Here is a 25,211-nt window from a genome sequence, read left to right as displayed (position 1 = left end):
ATCCACGATCGGTGAGTCTGGGTCAATCTCGACGCAGTTTAACGAGGGGATCAAGGGCAATCCTGCCGCCACCATACACGACAAGCGTCAACGCCATGGCAGCCCAAGGCAGATGAAAATTGGCCCATCCGTCCGGAATGGTGAGCTGGATCACTGCCGTCATCGCGAGCAGACCAAGTGCCGCATAGCGGGTGAAAATGCCGAGCACCAACAGGACGGGCAAGACAAGTTCGGCAATTCCGGCCGCTGCCGCCATGGTCAGCGGCATAGGATAGGGAAATTGATTGCCGAATATGTGCAGCTTGAATTCCTGTTCGAACAGATATCTGGCTCCGGTCGAGAGGGTCAGGAATCCGTCCCATTTTGTCAGCCCCGATTTGAAGAACGGGACCGCCAGGCCGATACGAAGCGCCAGCAACGGCAGCGACTGTGGAATGGAAGCGAGCAGGCGCTCGGCGCCATGGTGAAGAGAGACAAGCACTGCGCCGCGACTGCGGGAGGAAGCAAGTTCGACGATCATGGGAGGTTCCCTTCATTAGGTTCGAAAGCGCTGAATGCGCCAAGACCGATCAGACCAATCAACGCTGATCCAAATTGGAAAGCGGGGTTTGCGGTAAATGCTGCCTCTGCCGCCTCGCCGAGGGTCGCGCCTTCCAGGAGCAAGGCGGCGAATGCGGCATCCCGCGGCGGTATGATATGAACCTCAACGTGCAGCGCTGGCCGCACGATCAGCACCGTCTCTGCATGCCAGTCAGCGACTGGGGCCAGGGTCTCACCCTGATGGGCGCTCCAGATGGCGCCGGCTGGAAAGTCCGACCGGACGAGCCGGGCGGAGGGATGCGGGACGAGCACCACGTCGGCCAGTCGTTCTGGCGCAATGCCGCCAAGCGCGGCGGCGATGAGCGGCAGGAAATCCGCGGCATGATAGGCGCGGGTCCAGGCGACCTCGATCCGGGCCACGTCGGCAAGATAGACAACTGAGGCCGCAGGAGGGAATTCTGCGATGAAATCTGGAAAGTCGTCGCCATAATACATAATTAGCGGCGAGGCAGGCTTGTGATCTGCAGCATAGGCGCGGGCCATGCCGGCGAAGAAGTCGGAGCCCACGAGGCGCTTCGTCACCGGAAAGCGTTCGCCGAGTGCCGTCGTCAGACCGACATAGACATTGTTCCGGTAAACGGCAAAGCGCGACAAATCGGCCGCGCCGCGGGCGGTAGTGATGCCTTCCGGAAGTGGCCGGTCCGGATGAAGGAGTGCGGCCGCGAAACTATTCTGGCTCTCGATGAAACTCATGGTCATGCCACCCGGGTTGTGCCACGAACCAGGGCCGCCTCGGCCAGCATGGCATCGGCGCGAACCGCTTCAGCGTGGAGGGTGGCAAATTCCGGTACGTCGTTATCCCACTCGATCAGCGTCGGCAGAGCGCCGCTCACGGCCAGCGTGTGCCGGTAAAGCTCAATCACGTCGGTTTTGACGGCAGTACCGTGAGCGTCGATCAAGAGCCGCTCCCCGGCGCCGTCAACGGTCTCGTCATAGCCCGCCAAATGAATCTCACGCACCCGCTCGACCGGAAAGCGGTCGATATAGGCAACCGCATCAAGCCGATGGTTCACCGCCGAAACCATGACATTGTTGACGTCGAGCAGCAGCCCGCAGCCGGTACGGTCGGCGATTTCTGTCAGGAAATCCACTTCGTCGATCGTGCTCTCAGCAAACAATACGTAGGTCGAAGGATTTTCGAGCAGCATCTGCCGGCCGAGCCACTGCTGAGTCTCGTCGACATGGTCGACCACTCTTGCCAAGGTTTCGGGCGTATAGGGCAAGGGCAGAAGGTCGTTTAGAAAGCCGGTGTCGTGGGTCGACCAGGCGAGATGCTCCGAAAAACTCTGCGGCCGGTAGCGGTCGATCAGGCCGCGAAGCCGCTTCAGATGTTCCCTGTCAAGATCGCGCGCAGCACCGATGGATAGGCCGACGCCATGGAGCGACAGCGGATAGAGCTCGGCAATCGCCTCGAGATAGCGGTGGGGCGGCCCACCGGCACCCATGTAATTTTCGGCATGAACCTCGAAAAAGCCGACATCCGGCCTCATGGCGAGAATGGTTTCGTAATGCCCCGGCTTGAGACCAAGGCCAGCGCGTGGCGGCAAGACCATGGCTCGGGTTGCGGAAACGGTCATTGCTGTTCTCCCGATATCGGCGGATGAAGGGGAGGCCCGGCAAACCGAGCCTCCCGTCGGGCTCAGCCCTTCATGGGCTCCAGCATGCCCTTATGACCGTCGACGTTCATCGAAGCACAGGTGCCGGCAGGGACCGCCTTCCAAGAATTGGCCTGATAATCTACCGTCGAGGTGCCCGCGCAGGTGGTGCCGGGGCCGGCCGCGCAGTCGTTCTGGCCTTTCAACGCGATGCCATAGCATTTCTCGTTGCCGACCATCTTTTCGGGGGCGAGCGGTGCAGCGTAGGACGCGGATGCGATTGCACTGGCGAGGGAGCCGGCGAGGGCGAGCGCGATCGTGGAACGGTTCATTAGGTGATCTCCTCTTTAAGGTCCGCAGGCCGATTATCGGCTGCGTAACCACCTATTCGTTCCGGAGAGCTCCGCGGTTACCTTTGACCGCGAACACAAGTTCGTGATCCCTTTTCTCCGTCGCCGGACAGTATGTCAGCTAACGCGCAACAGCTGACTAGTCGCACGCATAGGGAGAGATCAGCTTGAGCGGTCAGCACAAGGAAGAGCGCGCCATGTTTTCGGCGGCTATTGCGGGTGACGACAGGGGTTTACGCGCGCCTCAGGGGTTACGCTCCAAGCGGTTTGTCTTGCGCCACTCGTCGTACTCTGCGAGGGCATCGTTATGCAGCGGATAGTAGCGCTGCAACGACCCGCCCCCCATTAGCTTCGCTCGCGAGAACTCCTCCCAATCGTGATGCTTTTGCGATTCTTCGATTACCTTCGGGGCCATTGCGACTGGAAGCACTACCACCCCATCATCATCGGCGACGATGATGTCTCCGGGGATTACCGTGACATCGCCGCAGGCAATCGGGACGTTGACGGCGTTCGGATAGATGCTCGTCTGGACATGGTAGTTGGGCGTCCAGCCGCGCAGCCAGAGGGCGAGATCGAGCTTCTCGACATTGGGCCGGTCGCGCATGCAGCCATCGATCACGATGCCAGCGCCGCCTCTGCCTTTGAAATAGGTCGACATCATATCGCCGAAGACGCCCGAGCTCATGTCGCCGCGCGCGTCGACCACGACCACATCGCCCTCCTGCACGTGATAGAGCACGTGCCGGTGCAACTGCGTCTCCGGATCTGCATATTCTCCCTCGGTGAAAAGGTCCGGCCGCTGCGGCAGGAACTGAAGCGTCAGGGCAGGGCCGACGATCGACTTGCCGCGGCTCTGTGATACCGGGCCGACCATATGCGGATTGCGGAAGCCCATGTGGCCGAGCGTACCGGCAATAGTCGCGGCGCCGATCTCCTTCAGCGCGTCGATCAAGTCTCTGGGCGGTCGCGTGATATCGGGCGTATGCGTCATTATAGGCTCCGGTGGATGAAACTACCAGTTGGTGACAGAACCGTCGCGGCGCGTCAGGTGAGGCGCTTCCCAGAAGCGAAAGCTCTCTGCCTTGACCGCATCTTCGTTGACCTCCACGCCGAGCCCCGGCAGGTCGCTCACCGGATAGTCAGCGCCGTCGAGCCGTGGTTGTACGGGGAAGAAGTCGGAATTATCAAAGCCCAGCTTTGCTTCGGGTGCCCTGGTCTCCAGCCAGGCGAAATTCGGCACCGCTGCGGCGAGATGCATGGTTGCGGCCGTGCAGACGGGACCAAGGGGATTGTGCGGCATCAGGTCGACATAGTGCGCCTCGCTCCAGCCCGCGACCTTCATCGCTTCGGTGAGTCCGCCCACATTGCAGACATCGAGCCGGTTGAACTGATGAATGCCGCGCTCGATGTAAGGCAGGAACTGCCACTTGCTGGCAAATTCCTCGCCGATTGCGAAGGGGATGTCGGTCATGGTGCGCAGGGATTCGTAAGCCTCCGGTGTCTCGTCTCGTATTGGCTCCTCGAGGAAATCCAGCACGCCACGGTCGAGCTTGTTACAGAAGCTCGCCGCCTCAGCCACCGACAACCGATGATGATAATCGATGCCGAGGACGACGTCGTCGCCCAGTTCCTGGCGCGCCTTGTTCAGCATCGTTGCGGTAGCGCCGATCGACTCCCGCGGCTCAAAGATGTCCTTGCTGTTTTGCCCGATGGGGAAGAAGCGGATCGCCTGCCACCCTTGTGCGCGGAGTTCGCGGGCTCGTTCGATGGCAACCTCACCCTCGGCCTCGTCGCCGGTGGAGGCGAAGGTAGGAATGCGGTCCCGCTGCTTGCCCCCCAGCAGTTCGTAGGCTGGAACCCCCAGCGCCTTGCCTTTGATGTCGTGAAGGGCAATGTCGATCGCGGAAATCGCCGCCTGCAGAACGCGCCCGCCTTCGAAGTATTGGCTGCGATAAATTTCCTGCCAGATTCGACCGATCTGCATCGCGTCGTGGCCGATCAGAAACTCGCGATAGTGTTCGATCGCACCGGCGACGGCCTTCTCGCGACCGCTCAAGCCGCTCTCGCCCCAGCCGAAGATGCCACTGTCGGTCTCGACCTTGACCAGCATCTGGTTGCGCGTCCCCACCCATACTGGATAGGGCTTGATCGCCGTGATTTTAAGCTTCGTCATCCACGCCCTCGTGTCACACGCATCCGCCTGCTCTCAGTTGGCCTTGAGCGCCATTTCCGTTTCGCCGTCAAACAGATGCATTCGCTCCTGATCGAACTCGAGCCAAATCTGTTCGTCGGGCGTGACCGCAATGGTCGGCGGCACGCTGACATTGACGATGGCGCCTGATAGGAACGCCTGCACGAAAGTGACATCACCGGTCGGCTCCACCGTGTAGGCTTTGGCAGGGACGCTCCCCGGCGTCGCACTCTTGTGCAGCTTGATCGTCGAGTGGCGCGCGCCGAGCACGACTTTCTTGGTGGATGACCTTGCAACTTTTTGGGCATTTTTTGGCGAAAGCTCGAGGCGCCATCCCTCCGCGCTGATCAACACATTGTCACCGCTTGCCGTTGATGCCTCCAATGGGATTAGGCTCATCGCCGGGCTGCCGACGAAGCTGGCGACGAACATGTTCACCGGATTCGCAAAGACTTGCGCCGGAGTATCGTATTGCTGCAGATAGCCGCCGTTCATCACCGCCATCCTGTCGGCCATGGTTACCGCTTCGAGCTGGTCGTGGGTCACATAGATGATCGTCGCCTTGAGATCCTGGTGAAAACGTTTGATTTCCGACCGCATCTGCACCCGCAGCTTTGCGTCGAGGTTGGAGAGCGGTTCATCCATCAGGAATACGGCCGGATCGCGAACGAGCGCACGGCCGAGCGCCACGCGCTGCTGTTGGCCGCCCGAAAGTTCGCGCGGCTTGCGCTCGAGGAGCTGCGTCATGTCGAGCACGCGCGCTGCTTCCCTGACCTTCTTGTCGATCTCGTCCCGTGGCAATTTGCGCATCTGCAGCGGGAAAGCCAGGTTTTTGTATACGGATTTCTGCGGGTAGAGCGCGTAGTTCTGGAACACCATTGCGATGTCCCGGTCCTTGGGGTCGAGGTCGTTGACCACCCGCTCGCCGATGACGATGTCGCCGGATGTGATAGGGATGAGCCCCGCCACAAGATTGAGCGTGGTTGTCTTGCCGCAGCCTGAAGGGCCGACGAGCGCAACAAATTCGCCGTCATTGACCGTCAGCGAAACATCGTTGACAGCTTTGAAGCTGCCATAGGTCTTGACCAGATCTTTGAGGACCACGTGGGCCACCGGCAACTCCCTAGTGCTTGACCGCGCCTTCGGTGAGGGCGCGTACGAAGTATCGTTGAAGGACAAGGAACAGGACGACGACCGGCACGCTCATCATGAAGCTGGCCGCCATAAGACCCGGAAAGTCCGTCGTGTTTTCCGAGAAGAAGCGCTGGATGCCGACCGGCAGAGTCAGCTGCTCGTTCTTGGAGAGGAAGGTGTAGGCGTAGATGTACTCATTCCATGCGCCGATGAAGGAATAGATCGCGGTGGCGATGATTCCCGGCGCCGAGAGCGGCATGACGATCAGGAGAAAGGCCTGGAACCGCGTTGCCCCGTCGATGCGCGCCGCTTGTTCGAGTTGCACCGGGATGTTGTCGTAGAAGCCCTTGAGGAGCCAGATTGCCAGCGGCAGGCCGAATGTTAGGTAAGTCAGAACAAGCGACCCGTGCGTGTTCACCAACCCGATCGCGCGCATCAGGATGAAGAGCGGCACGAGAAAGATCACTGCCGGAAACATGTTGCGAAGCAAAACGGCGAAAAACAGAAAGTTGCGGCCGGGGAAGGTGAAGCGCGAAAATGCGTAGGCAGCAGGAACGGCCACGATCACCGAAAGGATGGTCGTGGTAGTTGAAACGAAAAGGCTGTTCCAGAAAAAGCGCAGGAAGTCCTGGCCGACGCTGTTTTGCGGGTCGAGCAGCTTCTGATAGCTGGCGAGGGTGGGTTGGTCCGGCCACCATTGCGGCGGGAATTGCATGGCCGCGAAGCCGGACTTGATCGACGTGATCAGCATCCAGATCATCGGTAATGCGGTGTAAAGCAGCATAAAAACAAGGAAGATACGCCCGCCCCACCGCCATCCATCGATCCGCGCGCGGCGATGGGCTCGGCCTCGATAAGTGGCCTCGGCAATTGTGCTCATTCGCTTCCACCCCTCTGTTCGTTACCGCTCAGCGCACGGACGTAGAAGTAGCCGAGCGACATCAGGATCAGGAACAGCAGGACCGAATAAGCCGATGCCACTCCCCAGCGCTGTCGGCCGAAGGCGAGTTCATAAATGTGGGTGATCCAGATATGCGATGCGTTCGATGGCCCGCCGCCGGTCATGATCCACGGGATGATGAAAGAATTGAAGTTGGCCACCGCCAGCAGAAGGATCGTCACCGTCGAGACGTTTCTCAGGTGCGGAAAGGTGACGTGCCAGAACCGTTGCCACGCATTGGCTCCGTCGACCTTTGCGGCGCGCAGCAACTGATCGGGAACCGTCTGCAGACCAGCCATCATCATGATCATGGCAAACGGAAACTCCCGCCAGATATTGACGACGATCAGCGAGGGCAGCACTGTGCTGACACTGTCGATGAAATTCGGCGGCCGATCGGCCCATCCCAGGCCGACCAGCACCGCACCGATTATTCCAAAGTCGGAATGGTAGATCCACTTCCAGATATAGGACGCGGCGACCGCGCTGATGACCCAGGGAATGATGAGGATGGCGCGTAGGATGCCGCGGCCGACAAAGTCGCGATGGAGCGCCAGGGCGCAGGCAAATCCCAGGACAAATGAAACGAGAGTGGATCCCAGTGTCCAGATGAGAGTGTTCGAGGTGACCTTCCAGAACACCGCACTTGTGAGGATGGCGGCGTAGTTGTCGAAACCGACGAAGATCTTGTCCCGGAGCTGCAGGCCAGGCGGTGTATTGAAGAACGACAGTTCGATCGTGTAGTAGATCGGGTAGGCGATGACGATAAGCATCACGGCGATCGCGGGAAGCACGTACGCGTAGTCGGCGCGATGCTCCCAGATGTTTCGCAGCACGGCTGACCGATCGGGTTGCAGTCTTCGGTGAGCCTCGGCCTTGCCAGTCAAGATCGTCACTGTGCGGTGCCCTTGTTCTTCGGAACAGACCGGCTGCAATCGAAGGTGCAGCCGGTCAGATCGTCAGGATGATTAGAGTCCGCCGTCCATCAGGTCTTTTACCTTCTTGGCTGCGTCGTCCGCTGCTTGGTCGACCGTCATGGCCCCGGTCAGAGCATTCTGCAGCATGTCCGGGACGATGATATTCATGATCTCAGGCGACTGTGGCAGCGCCGGGAACGGGATGCCGTAGGGCAGCATCGAAGTCGTGACATCAAGGAACTTGATGTTATCAAGACGCTCCTTCATCCACTTGGTCTTGAAGCCGTTCAGGTTGCCCGGGTTCGAGCCGGCATAGGCCATCTTCAGCGACCATTCGGGGCTCGTCCACATGCAGATGATAGCCTTTGCAGCCAGCTCGTCCACCTTGCCGCCCTCGACGTATTCGGGCTTTAGGATGTGGATGTTGGAGCCGCCAAACACGACGGCACGCTTGCCATCGGGGCCAGTCGGAATGAGGCCGTAGCGCATGTTGTCGATGACGGTCTGGGCTTTTTCCTTGTCGCTGCCCGTCGTCTTCTTTTGCAGGTCGAGCATGACGTTGTAGTCGGACGGGTGCGAGATCATCATGCCGAGCTGGCCAGCGAGGAAGAGGGGCTGGTTGTCGGCCTGCTGGTTGGTGAGCGCCGAAACCGGAACCGACTTGTCGCGAACATACATGTCGTAGGAGGCTTGCAATGCCGCCTTGCTCTGCGGGCTATTGAGTTGGACCTCCTTATAAGTCGGATTGGCGGTCGCTTCGTCGAAGACGCCGCCGCCATAGGCCCACAGCTGCGGCATGAAGCGGTATGGCGTATTACCCGCATTCTTGCGGGCCACGAGGCCGTAACCGGCAATGCCGAGCTTGTCGTGGATCTGCTTGGAATATTTGACGACGTCGTCCCAGGTTGCCGGAGCCTTATCGGGATCGAGACCTGCACGCTTGAAGATGTCGGCGTTCCAAATGAACGCCATCGTCTCGTTGTTGGTCGGGATACCGTAGGTCACCCCCTCCCAAGTCACCGCCTTCATGGCGCCAGGCCAGAAATCCTCGGTCGAATAGCCTACGTCCTCGGGCTTGAGCGGCTGCAAATAGCCCTTTGAGGCGAACTCGGTGCCGCCGAGGATCTGCAGGCGGACCGCCATGGGCGCGGCATTGCCTAAAAGCGCGGTCCGGAACTTGTCCAGCAGATCGTTGTAGGTGAGGGCTTGTTCCTCAAGCTGGATGTTTGGGTAGGTTTTGCGGAAGGTCTCGAAGAAGTCCTTGTAATACTGGCGCAGGAGGTCGGGGTCGCCCTCGAATACGCCCTGATACCAGAATGTCAGCCGCCCCTTATAGTCGAGCGGGGTGACCTTGCCGCAATCGGCCGCCGTGTCGAACTCCTGCGTGCCGGCTATGGAGCGCACATATTGCGGTGACCACTGACTCAAGTCGACCGGCGCACCGAGCGCAGACACGGACATCAGCGATACCATCAAAGCAGTGGATACAGTGCCGCGTACAGCGACACCGCCGAGCGAAAGACTCGTCATAGTATTCTCCCAGGTTTCTCCCAAGCCGCTCTCAATCGAGGCGGTCTTGCTCCCAGGTCGTGGGATTCTCCCACTTAATGTATCCCTTCGACCTCATCATACGTTTTCATGTCGAAGATTGTCTGTCAACCAAAGAAATCGTACATTGTTTCGGGAGGTTTTGCATGATATCCCGGCAATGTGTGTATGGATTGGGGACGGTCTTGGCCGAAACAAGCGAATTTAGAGCGCAGCCCCCTGAGGGGATCGATGCTACAGGGGCCTCGAGCGAGGGGGCGTCTGTTTACCAGCTGATCAGGGACGACATCATCGAAGGGCGGCTCGCAGCCAACGAGCGGCTCGTCATCACCGATCTCGCCCGGCGCCACGGCACCTCGACCAACCCGGTGCGGGAGGCTTTGCAACTGTTGCGCGGGGAGGGCTTTGTCACCTTCGTTCCCAACCGCGGAGCGCGCGTCCGGCCCATCGATCAGGACTTTGTTCGGGATATCTACGAGATAGGCGTTTTGATCGAGCCGTCACTGACGCGCTGGTTCGTGAATATGGCGACGGTGGAGGACATTGCTGAACTAGAACGCATCCAAAGCCTCATTGAAGAGAACAACTTTACCGAAACGGTAAGGCATAGCGAGCTGGACACCGCCTTTCATACGGTCATGTATCGGAAGCACTACAACCGCCATGCTGCCGAGCTTTGGTGGAAGCATCGCGAAGTGCTTCGAGCCGTGGGCCGCCGCTTCGATTTTACCCTTGCCCGGCGTGCAGCGATCCTGAGTGAGCATCGCGAGCTTATTGCGCATGTCAAAGCCGGAAGGGCGAACGAGGCAGCCGAACTTATTGCACGCCATGTCGAAGGCTCAGGGCGGCACATCCTCGAACACATGCGTGCGCGTAACGCCGCTCGCGCCGGATGAATATCGTAACCCGGAACACTTCAGGTAAAGGCAATTGAGATGAAGATCACCAGCGTTCGGCCGTGGCTAATCAAGTCCGATGCTTCTTATTGGGGAGAGTTTCTGTTTGTCGAAGTGACGACCGACGAGGGGCTGAGCGGCTGGGGAGAGATCACCACCACGACAAGGCTCGCCAATCGGGCCCTCTGCACGATCCTGCGGCAGATCGGCGCCGCTTTGATGGGCGAGGACCCGGCGCGCATCGAGTATCTTTGGCACAAGATATTCCGCAGCTTCACCTACATGGGCAGTCGCGGCGCCGCCGTCGAATGCGTGAGCGCCATCGACATAGCCCTCTGGGACATCCGGGGCAAAGTCCTTGGCAAGCCGATATACGAGCTCCTGGGCGGACCGGTGCGCGATGAAATCGCGCTCTACACCCATCCCAACCAGGCCAAGTTTACCAGCAAGGAGGCGGTGGCCAGGGAAATTCGAGACATCGTCGAGTCCGGTCACACCGCGCTCAAGTTCGATCCTTTCCCATACCAGGGCAGCGCCTCTGGTGGACTGGCTCGCGAACAACGAAACGGCTACCTCGACGGCAGCATGACGCGCAAGGATGAGCGTGAGGCGGCCGAACTCACCGCCCTGATCCGCGAAACGGCGGGCGCTGACGTCGACATCCTCATCGATGCGCATGGCCGGTTCGACGTTCCCACCGCCATTCGCCTTTGCCGCAGTCTCGAGGAGGCCGGTCAGATCGACTGGTTCGAGGAACCCTGTCCGCCCGAGAGCCTCAACGCCCTCAGGCAGGTCCGCGAGAAGGTCAGCGCCGCTATATCCTGGGGGGAGCGCGGCCACACGAAATGGGATTTCGTGCCGGTGCTCGAAAACAGGCTCGCCGACTACATCATGCCCGACGTCACCTGGACCGGAGGCATTACCGAACTCAAGAAGATTTCTGCCCTGTGCGAAGCCTACTACATCCCCGTCTCGCCGCATGACGCCGCAGGGCCGATCAACGTGGTTGCCGGAGCACAGGTGATGATGACCGTTCCGAATTTCTACAAGCTTGAAACGTCAGAATGGAACCTCGGCAAATACGATCACCTGATCGACACGCCGCTCGATGTTTCCAACGGCAGCCTCACGCTTACGCCCAGGCCGGGTCTCGGCGTTGAGATGAACCGCGAATACCTCCAAGACCATGAGATAGAGCTCGACTAGCCAGCAACGCTTTCGGCCGCCCAGCGTGCGCGGCGATGGGCTCCCAGCAGAACGAGGAAAAGTCATGCCAGAGGCATATTCGGCCGACGAGGCGCTCAATCGGGTGAACACGCATTCCAGGCCGTCAGACCTTCGCATCACCGACATGCGGGTAGCCGAAATTACCGGAGCGCCGTTCGCCTCGGTGCTGCTGAAGATTTACACCAACCAGGGCATCGTCGGGCTGGGAGAGGTGCGCGACGGCGCCAGCGCCACCTACGCGCTGATGCTGAAGAGCCGGTTGCTGGGTGAGAACCCTTGCAACATCGATCGACTGTTTCGCCGGATCAAGCAATTCGGTGGGCACGGCCGGCAGGGCGGCGGCGTATCGGCGATTGAAATCGGGTTGTGGGATCTTGCCGGCAAGGCCTATGGCGTCCCTATCTACCAGATGCTCGGCGGCCGCTTTCGGGAGAAAGTACGCGTTTACTGCGATACCGACGCCACAGTGCCGAGTGGCACCGAAACCGGCAAGCGCCTCAGGCAGCGCATGGAGCTCGGCTTCACCTTCCTGAAGATGGATTTGGGACTGATGCAGATTGCGGATGTGCCCGGTGCGGTCGTGTTTCCCGCCGGTTCACTGGAAGGGTACCGAACCAGTCCCGTTCGGGGGCCTCTGAAGACCATAGAAGAGCGGCGGATCCGCAACGCTTCGTACGATCTGCATAACGTCCCGCACCCGTTTACCGGTCTGCACTTTTCGGACAAGGGCCTCGATTTGCTCGAGCAATACATCGCCGAGGTCCGTGAGGTCATCGGCATGGATGTGCCGCTGGCGATCGACCATGTCGGCCATATCTCGATGCAGAACGGCATTCGCCTTGCCAGGCGAATTGAGAAATACGTGCCCGCCTGGCTCGAGGATGTAATCCCGTGGCAGTATACGGAGCAGTATCGACAACTGCAGAACTCCACCACGGTGCCAATCTGCACCGGCGAGGATATATACCTCAAGGAAGGCTTCGAGCCGCTGCTCAACAGCGGCGGGGTCTCCGTTGTCCACCCTGACCTGCTCACCAGTGGAGGCATCCTCGAGACCAAGAAGATCGGCGACATGGCGCAGGACCGGGGTGTCGCCATGGCCATCCACATGGCAGAAAGCCCGATCGCCGCGATGGCCGCCGCACATGTTGCGACCGCGACTGAAAATTTCATGGCGCTCGAATACCATTCCGCCGATGTCGACTGGTGGGACGATATCGTCACCGGCATTCCCAAGCCGCTGGTGAAAAATGGCTTCATCACTGTTTCGGATAAGCCGGGCCTGGGCATCGACGACGTGGTCGACGAAGTGATCTTGCAGCATCTGCAGCCCGGCGTTGCCGGCATCTGGCAGCCCACGGATCACTGGGACGACGAGTATTCCTGGGATCGCACCTGGAGCTGAGGCAAGGAAAGAAGATGAAGGTCACCGATCTCCGCTGTGCCGTTATCGGCAGACACCCGATTGTCCGGATCGTTACGGACGAGGGCCTCTATGGCTTGGGCGAAGTCGAATTCACCAAGTCGTACCTCAAGCCCTTTGTGCTGCATTTCCGCGAGGCGCTGATCGGCGAGGATCCGACCGATGTCGAGAGAGTCATGCTGAAAATCCGCCAGCGCGGCTCCTTCAAGCCGTACGGCGCGGCGGTGAGCGCGATCGAGCATGCGCTGTGGGATATTGCTGGCAAGGCGGCGGGCGTGCCGGCCTATAAACTGCTCGGCGGCAAGGTGCGGGACAAGGTGCGCGTCTACAACGGCTCGGTCCGCCAGAAGCGAACCGGCGACCGGCCGGAGGATTACGCCGCTGACGTCAAATGGATGATGGAGCAGCCGCAGAACTTCTTCATGATCAAGCAGGGAATCTCCTTCCATTCCAACATGAAGGACACCATCGAGGGTTTCCACTACGGCGTGATCCAGAAGAAGGCCGGCTATCACGGCGCCATGGATCAGGGAGCGATCAGCGAGCGCGGCTTCAACCATATGCTCGACTGCGTGATCGCGATGAAGGAAGTGCTGGGCGACAAAGTCAGCCTGGCGCTCGACTGCGGCCCGGGCTGGATGCTGCCCGATGCGATCAGGTTCGCTCGCGCGGTGGAGAAGTACAATTTGATGTGGCTCGAGGACATGCTGACAGGAGACTACGTGCCCTGGGTCAACCCGCAAGCCTATCGGGAGCTGACGACCTCCACCTCGACCCCGATCCATACCGGTGAACAGATTTACCTCCGGCACAATTTCAAGGAGCTGATCGAGACGCAGGCGGTCCGCGTGATCGGCCCCGATCCAGCCGATATTGGCGGCATCGCCGAGCTCAAATGGGTCGCCGAGCATGCCTACATGCACTCGATCCTGATGGCACCACACGGCACCGCTAACGGGCTGCTCGGCCTCGGCGCGCTGATCAATGTCTGCGCCACGTTGCCGGCAAATTACGTCGCTTTCGAATATCCGACCGCTTCCGATCCATGGTGGGAAGATCTGGTCATCGGCCTGCCGTCGCAGATCGTCAAGGACAGCATGGTCGACCTGCTGGAAGCGCCAGGTCTGGGGCTCGACATCGACGCGGAAGGGGCCAGAAAATACCTGATGGAAGAGGATGCGAGCTTTTTCGACTGAAGAGGAGAGGGGGCCGTATGTTGCCGTCAACACGCCGGCGGAGGTGTCGTCAGCAACGACTTCGAAGGCGGCGAACGTTGCCCTTCCTGATCACCGGCGCCAAGCAGGAAAGTCACGGCAATTCGTCACTCGAGGCGTTCACGATTTCGAGCGTCACTGGCGGCGCATCCGGCCGAGCTGACAGGAGAGGAATGCCATTGCGCTCGCCGCTATAACGCCGTCGCGATCTCGCGCATGAGTGCAACCGCGAACTTCCATGACGCGGAGGTCACCAGCGACGCGCCCGCCCCCGCGCGCCAGATGTCGCCGAACATATACGGGCTGGACCAAAGCAGGCTTGCCGAGAAAGCACGCTGGCCAATTTCATGCCCTTGTCTCTGCGAGGCTGTCGGTTTCCAGATAAGTTCCCAACCGATCCAGCAACGCGCCCCAGCCATGCTTGCGTCCCTCGACGCCGTCGCTTGGAGGCATCACGCACATCTGCTCGATATGTCGCAGCCTTGTCCCGCCGCCATGATCTTCGAACAGAACAGTGACGAGTGAAACGGTATGGATGCGCCCGTTCATCGCCATCGAATAGCCGTAGACGATCCGCTTGCGTTCGGAGATCTCGAAGAAGGTCGCCTCCTTCGTGTGCTCGCCCATATCGTTGCGAAAGGCGCCCCGCTCCCGCCCTCCTTCGTGGAAATCCATCTCTATCAGCCCGTCACCGAACCAAGCCTTCTTCTTTTCCGGCACCGCCCACGCCGCCCAAACGTGGTCGAGGCAGTTGGGGTAGGACCGTTCCAGGGCGAATTGTTCATGATGCTGCGCTTCATTCGTCATCTTCTCTCTCCGATTGCAGAAATACGCCCAGACGATCCAAGCGAGCCTCGGCCCGTCTGCGATGCCAATCCACCCACTCTTCGATGAGGCCGAGCGCTTCTTGTCGAAGCGAAACGGTTCTGACCCGCCCCCGCTTGACGGATGTCACCACCCCGGCATCCTCCAGAACACGCAGGTGTTTCAGAAAGGAAGGGCGCGCCATTTCGAACGGCTTCGAAAGTTCAGAAACGGACGCTGCACCCGATGCAAGCCGTTCGACAACTGCCAGCCGTGTCGGGTCTGATAGTGCGCCGAAGAGGGTAGGAAGTGAGTGTGAATAGGTACCCATTTGGCTACATTATGCAGTGCCGCACGCCCTGTCAATAACATGTAGCTAAATGGCTACATTTTGGTCCCAGCTACGACATCTCACCGAAGATTTTCCCCGATTACTCTTGGCCTAGCCTAGCCTGGATCAGAAAACAGAAATTCCTTCACTATTGCCGGAACTAAAACTCGGGGCCAGCTGGCCGCATCAAAGCAAGGTCGGAGTGATGGCGCCTCCCTGGAAACTTCTTGTCAAACTGATCTCACCGGGACGCGATTCGGCAGGACGAAGGCTGCGCCTCTTCTGAATTGATCAATATATTTCGCTGAAGTATAGGAATCACGCAATACAATTCACTGCATTTCGTGGAGCGCATTGCATTCCATATCGTGCTGCAGTATAGCATAGTTTGCGCTGACGTCCTAATGTTAACTTTAAACATCACGTTATTGTCGTCAGTGTTGATGTTGGACGCAGCGTATCTGTGAAGTTAATCTTCGTGGCGATACGCCTTTACTCGCGTTTCAAGCTAGGATCCGGGTCATTCTTAACGCGATAAAACAAAAAGAGGTGGTACGTGGCAGGTGAAACGGCTTTGGTCGTCGGTGGCGCGGGGTATATTGGCTCGCATACGTGTCTCGATCTTGCGAACAAGGGCTTCAAACCGGTCGTTTTCGACAATTTCTCAAACGGTCATCGCGAGTTCGTCAAGTGGGGCCCCGCGGAAGAGGGAGATATCCGGGACCGCGCTCGTCTCGACGAGGTCCTGGCTAAACATAAACCGGCTGCCATCCTGCACTTTGCCGCGCTCATAGAGGTCGGAGGATCGGTTAAAGACCCGGTTGCCTTCTACGAGAACAACGTCATAGGCACGTTGACGCTCCTGGCCGCAGCCCAGGCGGCGGGTGTCAAGTCGTTCGTCTTTTCGTCGACCTGTGCGACCTATGGCTTGCCGCAGCGCGTGCCGCTCGACGAGACGCACCGCCAGGTGCCGATTAATCCGTACGGCCGCACGAAGTACATCGTCGAGCAGGCGCTTGCCGACTACGACACGTACACGGGCTTTCGATCTGTCGTGCTTCGCTACTTCAACGCCGCCGGGGCCGATTTCGAAGGCCGGATCGGCGAGTGGCACCAGCCGGAAACGCATGCCATACCGCTGGCGATCGACGCCGCCCTTGGCCGCCGCGAAGGCTTCAAGGTGTTCGGAACCGACTACGAGACCCGTGATGGTACCTGCGTGCGCGACTACATACACGTGCTTGACCTCGCAGATGCCCACGTGCGCGCCGTCGAGCATCTGCTGCGCGGCGGAGAGTCAGTTGCCCTCAATCTCGGCACCGGCACCGGGACGACCGTGAAGGAGTTGCTCGGCACCATCGAGCGCGTCTCCGAGCGGCCGTTTCCTCTGGAATATGTTGGCCGGCGAGAGGGCGACTCGCACACGCTTGTTGCCAACAATGACAAGGCGCGAGAGGTTCTCGGCTGGACGCCGCAGTATGACTTGTCTCAGATCATCCGCTCAGCGTGGAACTGGCACGCAAAATCAAACCGGCACTGATCTGATAATCCAGGTCTGTTCTCAGGCTGCCCCGCGAATCCGCTTGGCCTCTGCCTTGGCGCGGTTCGCAAGCGCTGAAACAGAGGCCCGACCGTCTCTAAGACCACCGTCCATTCTCTTGCCCGCTCTACTTGTGGCATGACATGTCTCGCTGCTCGGATTGCCTTGGTCCCCGACGCCGATCAGCTGCGGCCGAACTCGTCAACGATGCGGATGATATCGTCTTCGCCGAGATAAGATCCGGTCTGGACTTCGATCAGTTCAAGCAGGATCTTGCCGGGGTTGGAGAGGCGATGGATTTCGCCAAGCGGGATGTAGACGGATTCGTTCTCTCTGAGCATCTGCACGTTTTCGCCAACGGTCACTTCGGCCGTGCCCTTGACGACGATCCAGTGCTCCGAGCGGTGATGGTGCTTCTGCAGCGACAGCTTTTTGCCTGGGGTTACAAAGATGCGTTTCACCTGGAAACGATCGCCGTTCAGCACCGACGTGTAGCCGCCCCAGGGTCGGTAAGACGTCGGGTGTGTTTCGGTCAGCTGCGATGTCGACGCGGCGGCGGCGAGCATCTTGACGATATTTCCGACGTTTTGACTGTCCTCTAGCCTGCCGACATAAACGGCATCCTCGCTGGCGATGACCGCGATATCGTCCATGCCCTGGACGGCGAGGTGCACGCCATGGGTGATAATGAGCGAGTTCTTGGTATTGACGACGGTGGTGTTGGCGGCTGCCACGTTACCATGCTCGTCCCGGTTGCTGCTCTTCCAGACGGAATCCCAGCTGCCGAGGTCGGACCACTGAAAGGGCGAGGGAACGACGGCGACATTGCTCGTCTTCTCCATGATGGCGTAGTCGATCGAGATATTCGGGGCCGCGGCAAACGCCGCCTTATCGAGGCGGGTGAAATCAAGGTCTGTCGTTGCGTTTGCTACGGCCTCTCCGGCGGCCCTTATCGTCTCCGGAGCATAGGTGCGCAGCTCATCGAGAAGGCATGAGACCGAGAACATGAACATACCGGAGTTCCAATAGAAGCCGCCGGCGGCGAGCATTTCTTCGGCATTCGCGAGCAGCGGCTTTTCGATGAAGCGGGCCACCACGCACGCACCCGTCGCCAGCGGTTGGCCACCCTCGATGTAGCCATAGCCGGTTGCCGGTTCGGCCGGCTGGATGCCGAAGGTCACGAGCTTGCCTACGGAGGCTGTGGCGGCTGCGATGCGGACGCAGTCAAAATAGGTGTCATCGGCCGCGATTTCGTGGTCGGAGCCCAGCACATGCATGATCGTGTTTTCATCAAAGCGATCGCGCACCAGCGTCGCGGCCGCTGCGACTGCGGCGGCAGTGTTGCGGGAGACCGGTTCGAGCAGGATGGCGGCGAGGCCTATGTCCAGTTGGCGCGCCTGTTCGGCGACGAGAAAGCGGAATTCCTCGTTCGTGACAACAACCGGAGCCTCGTAGAGAGTGCAGTCGGAGACGCGCGATAGCGCTTTCTGGAAAAGCGTCTTATCGCCGATGAATTGTAAAAACTGTTTCGGTGCTGCGGCGCGCGACAGCGGCCAGAGTCGAGTACCCTTCCCACCGGCCAGAATCACGGGAACGATCTTCTGCGTCATTTCGAAAATCCTTGGAAATCTTTTGTTTTTCGATCAGTTTACCTTCGCCCACCAGCGGATGCGTTCCAGGCTCGTCTGCAGCAACGCCGCAGTTGCGGCTGCGCTTTCTGCCTCAAGATAGCAGCGCATTTCGGGGGCATTGCCGGAGGGAGCCCGTCCATGTCGCTAAGGCCGCCGATCTCGCCGATCGGCTGCAGGAACGCTGTGAGGTTGGCAGAGCCGCTTCGAAGATAGCCATCAACCTCACCCTGGTCTCAACGGGAATTTTCAAGGCGGTCGGCTGCGGCGAACGGCAAATGGTGGGAGACAGCCATTACCGACAGCGACTGCCGCCTGGATGCTGCAAGTGAGAGCGTCGCCAGAATGGGCAGAAAGCAATCGACCTCGAGGCGCCATGCCACTGTCGAGCAGACAATGTCCGATGGCTGTGGCATAAAGCGCCGAAGCCCGGCCCTTCAGATCGACAGAACGGCCGCGAAGCCCGCTTGTCCCGAATTTCATCACACATCAATCCTTCAACGTGTGTCGTAGGGCCGGCTTCTCCTCTTCTCCGGAACTGACACAACAATGCAGTCCGTACAACTTTCAGTCTGCTCTGCGCCCCGGCCTCTCACGCCATGTGAGGAATAGGATGCCACCAATATAGACAAGCTGCATAAGAAATATGCAAATAATGCTATAGTATAGCGTCAATGTTACAGATTTATAGCGCAGATATGTAATTAACGCGAACACAAACGTAACCGTCAGCATTCGACAGTAACTTCCAGGAGCGCGCATAACTTCCCAGAGATTCATCATGATTAACTCCGGCGATCATGCCAAGATTTTCACGATTGGTAGAGATTTGCAACAGAAATGAATCGTTATGACTGCAACAAATGCGATATCAGACCATCTTATGGATGATTTTCCGACTGCGCCGCAGCAATGTTACTTTGCACGATTGCGCGATGACGGGAACCAGCACAAGTCCAATTTGATCGGTAAAGCATTGTAATTGCGAGATATTTCCGACTATTGCGTGTATTGTAGGAGCATGCCGGCGTGAAGATGTTCCTTCATTCCGAACAAGTCCAGGCAGCACAGTAAAATTTTTGTCGCAATGCAGTATGTGACCTTGCAAATGCTGACTTACCGTCTATGCTGCAGTGCAGCGTAGTATTCATTTTGCAGCGGCGCCCAGCGACAGGAGAAAGACCATGTTGATCGGAGAGCGGTTTTCGAATGGATATACCACCGGCTTCGACTACCTGAGAGTGGTTCTTGCCGTAGCCGTTCTTTGCATTCACAGCTTTGCCGTGTCCTATGGCAAGGCTGGGGAAGTCTTCTTGTTCCAGCCGCCGCTACGCGGGCTGGTAACGTTCGTCCTCCCCGCGTTTTTCGCTCTCAGCGGCTTTCTTGTCAGCGCCAGTCTTTCGCGAACGCGTAATATCGGACGCTTCCTTGGTTTGCGCGCCCTACGCCTCGTGCCGGCGCTTGCTGTTGAGGTCACCTTGTGTGCGCTGGTGCTGGGGCCGCTGTTCACCACACAGCCGCTTGCCTCCTATTTTTCCGATCCTCAGTTCTCGGCCTATTTTCTGAACATCGTAGGCCATATCCAGTACCTGCTCCCCGGCCTGTTTCGTGACAATCCCTATTATCACGCCGTCAATGTCTCGCTGTGGACGATCCCCTACGAACTGGAATGCTATATCGTACTGACCGTGCTTGCGGTCATGGGCTTGGTGTATCGGCCAGTGCTGCTGGTAACGGCCGTGCTCCTTGCCCATGGAGCTGTCATTGGTCGCGACGTGCTGCGCGGGGCCGCGGAACTGCCGATGGACGGAGCGTTGCCTGGGCGCATCCTCCTTCTTAGCTTTCTAGCTGGCGTCGTTCTGTTTATCTGCCGCGATCGCCTGACGGTTACGCCGGTCCGTGCGGCCGCTGCAGCACTTGTCTCGTTCGCAATGCTGAACCTGCCCTATGCGCCCTATTTCGCTGCCTTTCCCATTGCATATGTGACGGTTGCCATTGGCCTGACGAAACCATCAAAGCACGCGCTCCTCGCCAGCGGTGACTATTCTTATGGGATCTATCTCTACGCGTTCCCCGTCCAGCAGGCGGTTGCCCATCTCCTTCCCCAGTATCGCGAGTGGTACATCAACATCGCCTTGGCGTTGCCAGCGACGGCACTGCTGGCCTTTTTTTCCTGGCATGCCATCGAAAAGCACGCCCTCAAGTTCAAGGGCCTTATAGTGGGAATGACCGGCAAACCAAGGACAGCGGCTCAACTGGTCACTAGCGCGCGAGTGAGTGTGGCTGGCGATGGCCGTTGAACCTATCGGTATCATCACCATAGCGCTCGGTCTCTACTGTCTGGTACTTGGACAGGATGCAACCATAAAGGCCTTCGTCAGCTTGACGCTGCTTGGTGCAGCAGCGGCTTTCGTGCTGGGCTCTTCGAGCGTTCAGCCGGCGCATGTTTTCTTGATGTTCGTCGCCGTTGCTGCCATGCGCAGCAAGCGCCCCGCTGCGCCACTGTTTGATGTTCTGCACTTCGGTCAACCCGGCTTCTGGTTGGCCTGCCTTGTCCTTTACGGCGGCTTATCTGCCTACTTCCTACCCCGGCTGTTTGCCGATGCGACAACGATTATCCCGCTCGGCATACCCGAGCAGCCCTTGACCGGCGGCGTGGCGCCTTTAGGGCCCGTCTCCAGCAATCTCACCCAGACCGTCTATCTGGCGGCAGATCTCGTCTGCTTCACGCTGATTGTGGCTATCGGATCGACGCTCGCAGGCTACCGAGCCATTGTCATTGGCTTGATCGCCTATGCGACCCTCAACATCGTCTTCGCTCTGCTCGATGTCGTTACCGGCTCTATTGGCGCCCAAGACGTGCTGCAATTCATCCGCAACGCGCAGTACACTTTTCACGACAACGACAAGGTCAACGGGATGAAGCGCATTGTCGGTTCATGGCCCGAGGCATCAGCCTTCGCCGGAACGACGCTCGGTGCTCTTGGGTTCACCGCGACAACGTGGCTTTGCCAACGACATTCGCGTTGGACCGGACCCCTTGCCGTCACGTCACTAATGCTCATCATCCTGTCAACATCCTCTGCAGGGCTCGTTGCGGCGCCGGTGGGTTTAGCGATCCTTTACGCCACCGCCGTATGGCGCAGCGGCATCGGTCCCGGTAGCAGCCATAGCGCCACCGTCGCTGTCCTCGCGCCGCTTCTGGTGCTGCTTGCTGGACTCGTTATCCTTCTGCAACAGGACATCTTCAACACAGTTCACAACTATGTGGATATACTCATCCTCAGCAAGTCGACTTCTAGCTCTGGCCTTACCCGTGGTTCCTGGAACACTTACGGCCTCCAGAATTTCCTCGATACCTTCGGCCTCGGCGTTGGACTGGGCACGGCGCGGACTTCGAGCTTCCCGGTGGCACTCTTGTCAAACGTCGGCGTCCCCGGCGCATTCTTCTTTCTGATGTTTGCATTCACCGCGCTCGGCCATGGCGGCGCGCCGGCCAGGAGTTACGTCGCCGATATTCGCCTGGCGGCACGCAATGGTTGCCTGTGTCTACTCGCCGGCTCCATGGTCGTCGGTCCGACAGTCGACCTCGGCCTGCTCTTCTTCATCCTGGCAGGCCTGGCCGCCAGCCGACCTGCCACGATCGAGCCTACGGCACCCTTTCTTCGGCTTCATGCCTCCCGCGATTTGCCGGAGCCACGCGGCTCCACGTAACGGTGACGGCTGCAAGACCGGTTCACACTTGAACGACCCGAGGTGGATAATATGGTAAGGAAAATTCCTCTCAGGAAATGCCGGAAGGCCGCCCTGACATGCATCGCAGGCGTATCGTCCTTGACATGCGGGGGACGGCTGCCCCGGTCGGTCGACGATGATGTAGGGGGGGATGTCGGCCATGCTCATTATTAATCTGCAACCCACGTCCGGGGAAACCGTCCTCCCGCTGCTGCGATGCGATGTCTGCATTGTAGGCTCCGGTCCGGCCGGCGCTACTTTGGCGCGCGAACTGTCCCATTCAGGCATAAGCGTTGTGCTGCTGGAAAGCGGCGGGGAGCAGCGCACTCCTGAAAAAGACGCTCTTAACGAGATCGAAAATGTCGGCCGGCCGCGTGCCCGCGATCAATGGTCCGTGCGCAACCGAATCCTGGGCGGCGCTTCGCATACCTGGGGAGGCCGGTGCGGTCCCTTTGATGCGATCGATTTCGAGCAACGGGAATGGGTTGACCATTCAGGATGGCCGATTGCCATGCAGGAACTGGAACCCTACATGGATCGCAGTGCGACCCATCTTGGCCTCGCCCTCGGCAGCGGTTACAGCGACCAACGTTTCTGGTCGATCGCAGAGCGCGTTGCACCGAAGGCCGAGGTCGACGCAAATCTCCTGCTTCCGTTCTTCTGGCAGTTCAGCAGGGATGAGGCAGAGTCCTATCCTTTTGAGTATATGCGGTTCGGGCGTCATATTCGCAAGCATCTCGGCCCAAACGTCACATTGGTCACTGGCGCTACCGTGCTGCAGGTTCTTGCCAACGATGCACGCACGAGCATTCGCGGCCTCGAGTTCGCGACTGACGATGGGCGCAAGCAAAAGCTTTCAACCGCCGCAGTGGTACTCTGTGCCGGGGGTATTGAGAATGCACGCATCCTGCTCAACTCCGGTGAGCCGGACGGTCCGGCTCTTGGCAACGATCGCGATCAGGTCGGGCGCTATCTGATGGACCACCTGCGCGGGCCGACTGCCTTTTTTTCCTTGTCTGATTCGGCGGCGTTGCGGCGCCGTTTCGGGCGTTACAATGTGCGAGGCCGGTTCTTTCGAGCCGGTCTAAGGCTCAGTCCGACGATACAGCGCCGCGAGCGCTTGCTCAATTGTGCGGGTTGGCTTGGCGAAGTGCTTGCACGCGACGATCCCTGGGATTCTCTGCGACGTCTTGCGGCGCGCAAGCCAAGCCTGCCGCAGGACATTTTGAGCGTGGCGCGTAACGTTCCGTTATTGGCTCGCGGCGCAGTCGACTATTTCGGGTCGCGCAACGGCCTGCCGCGGAAGTTGCGGGAACTTACGTTGGATTGCATGTGCGAGCAGATGCCCGACCCGGACAGTCGTGTCAGCCTGTCGCAGCGCCGCGACCGGTTCGGTATGCGCCTGCCGAAAGTCGACTGGCGCAGCCATCCGGACGAGGCACGAACCATGCATCGCATGGCTGAACTGACCGCGGCCGAATTGGCGAGGATCGGCTTTCCGCAGCCGGTGCTCGCTGATTGGGTGCGCGACAGGGCACCCATTCCGGAAAGCTTCGTCGACGTAGCCCATCCAACCGCCACGACGCGCATGTCGTGCAGTCCGGAAAAAGGGGTCGTCGACGTTGATTGTCAGGTTCACGGCCTTGCGGGACTCTATGTCTCGGGGAGTTCAGTCTTTCCGACTGCTGGCCATTGCAACCCTACTCAGATGATCGTTGCCATGGCGATCCGTTTAGCCGATCATCTGAAGGACAAGCGGCATCGCCCTCTTCTTGCGGAGATGGCCCATGCCGGATGAAACTATTCTGGTGACCGGCGCAACGGGCCGGATTGGCCGCGTTGTCGTCGCCGATCTGCTTGACCGCGGTTATCGCGTTAGAGCCACGACATCGCAGACGCAGCCGCCATCCGACAGCACCCAACGGCTGGAGTGGCGTCAGGTTGATCTTTCCGGTAACGCGGATCTCAATTCCGTGGTCGGAGGCTGCAGCGCGGTCCTCCATCTGGCGGCCGAAATTGGCAAAAAGCATCGCATGAGGGCTGTCAACGAAACGGCAACGGAACGCTTGGCGCGTGCCGCCGAGGATGCCGGCGTACGAGCCTTCTGCTACACGAGCTCTGTAGCGGTATATGGCAGCGGTCGTTCTGTCTCAATCTCTGAGAGCTCGCCCGTTCTTTCCCTTGAGCGGGACGTCGCCTCGGAATACTGGGCGCTTGACTATGTGCGCGAGTATGGTCGCACGAAGCTTGCTGGCGAAAGGGCAATCACTCGCGTGGCCGACCAGATGCGATGCATTGCGCTACGGCCGACCGTTGTCGTCGATATCGAACAGATCATCGGCGTACGCGATTGGAACATCATCAAGCGCATGCTCGCATCACACCGCCATGCCCATCATATCTATGTCGGCGATGTCTCCGATGCGCTCATCTGGTGCATGGAGCGGGGGCTTGCGGGTGTAGGTGAGCCGGGGCGGGTTGAGATCTACAACCTGGCCGAGGACGATCGCATCACGCCCAAGCACATCGACTTCATGCGAAAGGCCTTTGCCGCAAGTGGGGACCGTCGCTATCGTGTCGTCAGCGTTCCTTGGGTCGTCGACTGGCTCCACGACTTCGTCCGCTTCCATTCCCTGCCAATCAGAAACCCGCTGTGGCGCATGCGTTTTTCAGGCGAACGCCTGAAAGCGGCGGGATACAAATTCAAATACGGGATGGAGAAAGCAGAACAGCTCGCGCTTGCCAGATTGGAGAAAGAGGCGCAGATGGATCGACGGGCTGATCTTATCGGGCACAATAGCCCGGTCTAGATTGGACTAGTCAGCTGGATACTTCGATTGCAACTCCTGTGGAGTGCGTTTGCGCGCGTCATCGGCTCGTCGCGTGTAGAAAACATACAGAAGCAGGTGAGTGAAAATATTACCCGCCTCCAGGACCGCAGCAAACACAAACCCCCAGGCGATTGCACGGGCTAGCGGGACTCCCGTCGAGTAACTGATGCTTGCATAGACAACCATCACGACGAGTACAACCAGAGTGAAAATCACAACCGGCATACGCAATCCACAGACTGCGCCGATTATGAATGAGACAACAAGCGCCCAGCCCATTGGTTGCTCCGACCTCCCAGTCCGG

Annotated in this window: 22 protein-coding genes and 2 pseudogenes; 9 read left to right on the top strand and 15 right to left on the bottom strand. The window is 59.2% G+C overall.

All coding sequences use genetic code 11. From position 1 onward, the window contains the following. Positions 1-22: 22 nt before the first annotated feature. The 10 genes from J2J99_RS22715 to J2J99_RS22670 form a co-directional block, all read right to left on the bottom strand. Positions 23-520, bottom strand: a complete 498-nt coding sequence (locus J2J99_RS22715; RefSeq protein WP_168298079.1) for a DoxX family protein — start codon at positions 518-520, stop codon at positions 23-25. Then, on the bottom strand, positions 517-1,299 hold the full coding sequence (locus J2J99_RS22710; protein WP_168298077.1) for an HvfC/BufC N-terminal domain-containing protein: 783 nt from the start codon (positions 1,297-1,299) through the stop codon (positions 517-519). The genes J2J99_RS22715 and J2J99_RS22710 overlap by 4 nt, the downstream gene beginning before the upstream one ends. Further along, positions 1,296-2,177: an MNIO family bufferin maturase gene (gene bufB / locus J2J99_RS22705; protein ID WP_168298075.1), complete on the bottom strand. Its 882-nt coding sequence runs from the start codon at positions 2,175-2,177 to the stop codon at positions 1,296-1,298. The genes J2J99_RS22710 and bufB overlap by 4 nt, the downstream gene beginning before the upstream one ends. A gap of 62 nt (positions 2,178-2,239) precedes the next feature. Next, complete coding sequence (locus tag J2J99_RS22700; protein WP_168298073.1) at positions 2,240-2,527, bottom strand: BufA1 family periplasmic bufferin-type metallophore; 288 nt, start codon at positions 2,525-2,527, stop codon at positions 2,240-2,242. A 262-nt stretch (positions 2,528-2,789) separates the two neighbouring features. Beyond that, a complete protein-coding gene (locus J2J99_RS22695) occupies positions 2,790-3,539 on the bottom strand; it encodes a ribonuclease activity regulator RraA (protein ID WP_168298071.1) in 750 nt (249 codons plus the stop codon). A gap of 21 nt (positions 3,540-3,560) precedes the next feature. Further along, the gene (locus J2J99_RS22690; RefSeq protein WP_168298069.1) at positions 3,561-4,721 is read right to left on the bottom strand and encodes a mandelate racemase/muconate lactonizing enzyme family protein; all 1,161 of its coding nucleotides are present in this window, start codon (positions 4,719-4,721) and stop codon (positions 3,561-3,563) included. Between the two features lie 33 nt (positions 4,722-4,754). After that, positions 4,755-5,852, bottom strand: a complete 1,098-nt coding sequence (locus J2J99_RS22685; protein ID WP_168298118.1) for an ABC transporter ATP-binding protein — start codon at positions 5,850-5,852, stop codon at positions 4,755-4,757. Between the two features lie 10 nt (positions 5,853-5,862). After that, positions 5,863-6,753 (bottom strand): carbohydrate ABC transporter permease, encoded by an 891-nt coding sequence (locus tag J2J99_RS22680; protein WP_168298066.1) that lies wholly within the window; start codon positions 6,751-6,753, stop codon positions 5,863-5,865. After that, positions 6,750-7,709 carry a carbohydrate ABC transporter permease gene (locus J2J99_RS22675; protein WP_168298064.1) on the bottom strand — a complete coding sequence of 320 codons (960 nt, stop codon included), beginning with the start codon at positions 7,707-7,709 and terminating at the stop codon, positions 6,750-6,752. The genes J2J99_RS22680 and J2J99_RS22675 overlap by 4 nt, the downstream gene beginning before the upstream one ends. Positions 7,710-7,781: 72 nt before the next feature. Further along, a complete protein-coding gene (locus J2J99_RS22670; protein ID WP_168298062.1) occupies positions 7,782-9,260 on the bottom strand; it encodes an ABC transporter substrate-binding protein in 1,479 nt (492 codons plus the stop codon). A gap of 203 nt (positions 9,261-9,463) precedes the next feature. On the opposite strand from J2J99_RS22670, the gene J2J99_RS22665 reads away from it, so the two are divergent. The 4 genes from J2J99_RS22665 to J2J99_RS22650 all read left to right on the top strand — a co-directional run bounded on the left by J2J99_RS22665 (position 9,464) and on the right by J2J99_RS22650 (position 14,020). Further along, positions 9,464-10,174, top strand: coding sequence for a GntR family transcriptional regulator (locus tag J2J99_RS22665; RefSeq protein ID WP_168298060.1), 711 nt, complete (start codon positions 9,464-9,466; stop codon positions 10,172-10,174). A gap of 39 nt (positions 10,175-10,213) precedes the next feature. Beyond that, on the top strand, positions 10,214-11,380 hold the full coding sequence (locus J2J99_RS22660; RefSeq protein ID WP_168298058.1) for a mandelate racemase/muconate lactonizing enzyme family protein: 1,167 nt from the start codon (positions 10,214-10,216) through the stop codon (positions 11,378-11,380). Positions 11,381-11,444: 64 nt separating this feature from the next. Then, a complete protein-coding gene (locus J2J99_RS22655) occupies positions 11,445-12,806 on the top strand; it encodes a mandelate racemase/muconate lactonizing enzyme family protein (protein ID WP_168298116.1) in 1,362 nt (453 codons plus the stop codon). 14 nt (positions 12,807-12,820) lie between these two features. Continuing rightward, positions 12,821-14,020, top strand: coding sequence for a mandelate racemase/muconate lactonizing enzyme family protein (locus J2J99_RS22650; RefSeq protein ID WP_168298056.1), 1,200 nt, complete (start codon positions 12,821-12,823; stop codon positions 14,018-14,020). A gap of 112 nt (positions 14,021-14,132) precedes the next feature. On the opposite strand, the pseudogene J2J99_RS34105 reads toward J2J99_RS22650, so the two are convergent. The 3 genes and pseudogenes from J2J99_RS34105 to J2J99_RS22640 all read right to left on the bottom strand — a co-directional run. Further along, positions 14,133-14,243 (bottom strand): annotated as a pseudogene (locus tag J2J99_RS34105) (CopG family transcriptional regulator); the annotation flags it as partial. A 140-nt stretch (positions 14,244-14,383) separates the two neighbouring features. Beyond that, positions 14,384-14,845 (bottom strand): SRPBCC domain-containing protein, encoded by a 462-nt coding sequence (locus J2J99_RS22645; RefSeq protein ID WP_168298054.1) that lies wholly within the window; start codon positions 14,843-14,845, stop codon positions 14,384-14,386. Continuing rightward, positions 14,835-15,173, bottom strand: a complete 339-nt coding sequence (locus J2J99_RS22640; RefSeq protein ID WP_168298051.1) for an ArsR/SmtB family transcription factor — start codon at positions 15,171-15,173, stop codon at positions 14,835-14,837. Before J2J99_RS22640 ends, J2J99_RS22645 begins: the two co-directional genes overlap by 11 nt. 556 nt (positions 15,174-15,729) lie before the next feature. Between J2J99_RS22640 and galE the strand changes: the two genes are divergently transcribed. Then, entirely contained in the window at positions 15,730-16,713 is a 984-nt protein-coding gene (galE, locus tag J2J99_RS22635) for a UDP-glucose 4-epimerase GalE (protein WP_168298049.1), read from the top strand. Between the two features lie 182 nt (positions 16,714-16,895). Here the strand turns inward: galE and J2J99_RS22630 are convergent, their stop codons facing one another. Continuing rightward, entirely contained in the window at positions 16,896-18,323 is a 1,428-nt protein-coding gene (locus J2J99_RS22630; RefSeq protein ID WP_168298047.1) for a mannose-1-phosphate guanylyltransferase/mannose-6-phosphate isomerase, read from the bottom strand. A gap of 33 nt (positions 18,324-18,356) precedes the next feature. Beyond that, positions 18,357-18,703, bottom strand: a pseudogene (locus J2J99_RS34100) (phosphomannomutase); the annotation flags it as partial. Positions 18,704-19,525: 822 nt separating this feature from the next. On the opposite strand from J2J99_RS34100, the gene J2J99_RS22625 reads away from it, so the two are divergent. The 4 genes from J2J99_RS22625 to J2J99_RS22610 all read left to right on the top strand — a co-directional run bounded on the left by J2J99_RS22625 (position 19,526) and on the right by J2J99_RS22610 (position 24,886). Next, entirely contained in the window at positions 19,526-20,641 is a 1,116-nt protein-coding gene (locus J2J99_RS22625; RefSeq protein WP_168298045.1) for an acyltransferase family protein, read from the top strand. Beyond that, complete coding sequence (locus tag J2J99_RS22620) at positions 20,631-22,055, top strand: hypothetical protein (protein ID WP_168298043.1); 1,425 nt, start codon at positions 20,631-20,633, stop codon at positions 22,053-22,055. The genes J2J99_RS22625 and J2J99_RS22620 overlap by 11 nt, the downstream gene beginning before the upstream one ends. Positions 22,056-22,236: 181 nt before the next feature. Continuing rightward, entirely contained in the window at positions 22,237-23,874 is a 1,638-nt protein-coding gene (locus J2J99_RS22615) for a GMC oxidoreductase (protein ID WP_168298041.1), read from the top strand. Then, positions 23,864-24,886, top strand: a complete 1,023-nt coding sequence (locus tag J2J99_RS22610; protein WP_168298039.1) for an NAD-dependent epimerase/dehydratase family protein — start codon at positions 23,864-23,866, stop codon at positions 24,884-24,886. The genes J2J99_RS22615 and J2J99_RS22610 overlap by 11 nt, the downstream gene beginning before the upstream one ends. The last annotated feature ends 325 nt before the right edge of the window (positions 24,887-25,211 follow it).

The organism is Rhizobium binae, from assembly GCF_017357225.1.
Classification (GTDB): Bacteria; Pseudomonadota; Alphaproteobacteria; order Rhizobiales; family Rhizobiaceae; genus Rhizobium; species Rhizobium binae.
This window is presented reverse-complemented; position numbering and strand designations above follow the sequence as displayed.

Excerpts from the sequence above, each read along its gene's own strand:
- J2J99_RS22680 (WP_168298066.1), bottom strand. The coding sequence starts at position 6,753 with ATGAGCACAATTGCCGAGGCCACTTATCGAGGCCGAGCCCATCGCCGC.
- J2J99_RS22645 (WP_168298054.1), bottom strand. The coding sequence starts at position 14,845 with ATGACGAATGAAGCGCAGCATCATGAACAATTCGCCCTGGAACGGTCC.
- J2J99_RS22695 (WP_168298071.1), bottom strand. The coding sequence starts at position 3,539 with ATGACGCATACGCCCGATATCACGCGACCGCCCAGAGACTTGATCGAC.
- J2J99_RS22655 (WP_168298116.1), top strand. The coding sequence starts at position 11,445 with ATGCCAGAGGCATATTCGGCCGACGAGGCGCTCAATCGGGTGAACACG.
- J2J99_RS22630 (WP_168298047.1), bottom strand. The coding sequence starts at position 18,323 with ATGACGCAGAAGATCGTTCCCGTGATTCTGGCCGGTGGGAAGGGTACT.
- J2J99_RS22640 (WP_168298051.1), bottom strand. The coding sequence starts at position 15,173 with ATGGGTACCTATTCACACTCACTTCCTACCCTCTTCGGCGCACTATCA.
- J2J99_RS22710 (WP_168298077.1), bottom strand. The coding sequence starts at position 1,299 with ATGACCATGAGTTTCATCGAGAGCCAGAATAGTTTCGCGGCCGCACTC.
- bufB (WP_168298075.1), bottom strand. The coding sequence starts at position 2,177 with ATGACCGTTTCCGCAACCCGAGCCATGGTCTTGCCGCCACGCGCTGGC.
- J2J99_RS22670 (WP_168298062.1), bottom strand. The coding sequence starts at position 9,260 with ATGACGAGTCTTTCGCTCGGCGGTGTCGCTGTACGCGGCACTGTATCC.
- J2J99_RS22610 (WP_168298039.1), top strand. The coding sequence starts at position 23,864 with ATGCCGGATGAAACTATTCTGGTGACCGGCGCAACGGGCCGGATTGGC.
- J2J99_RS22615 (WP_168298041.1), top strand. The coding sequence starts at position 22,237 with ATGCTCATTATTAATCTGCAACCCACGTCCGGGGAAACCGTCCTCCCG.
- J2J99_RS22650 (WP_168298056.1), top strand. The coding sequence starts at position 12,821 with ATGAAGGTCACCGATCTCCGCTGTGCCGTTATCGGCAGACACCCGATT.
- J2J99_RS22700 (WP_168298073.1), bottom strand. The coding sequence starts at position 2,527 with ATGAACCGTTCCACGATCGCGCTCGCCCTCGCCGGCTCCCTCGCCAGT.
- J2J99_RS22625 (WP_168298045.1), top strand. The coding sequence starts at position 19,526 with ATGTTGATCGGAGAGCGGTTTTCGAATGGATATACCACCGGCTTCGAC.
- J2J99_RS22660 (WP_168298058.1), top strand. The coding sequence starts at position 10,214 with ATGAAGATCACCAGCGTTCGGCCGTGGCTAATCAAGTCCGATGCTTCT.
- J2J99_RS22690 (WP_168298069.1), bottom strand. The coding sequence starts at position 4,721 with ATGACGAAGCTTAAAATCACGGCGATCAAGCCCTATCCAGTATGGGTG.
- J2J99_RS22620 (WP_168298043.1), top strand. The coding sequence starts at position 20,631 with ATGGCCGTTGAACCTATCGGTATCATCACCATAGCGCTCGGTCTCTAC.
- J2J99_RS22715 (WP_168298079.1), bottom strand. The coding sequence starts at position 520 with ATGATCGTCGAACTTGCTTCCTCCCGCAGTCGCGGCGCAGTGCTTGTC.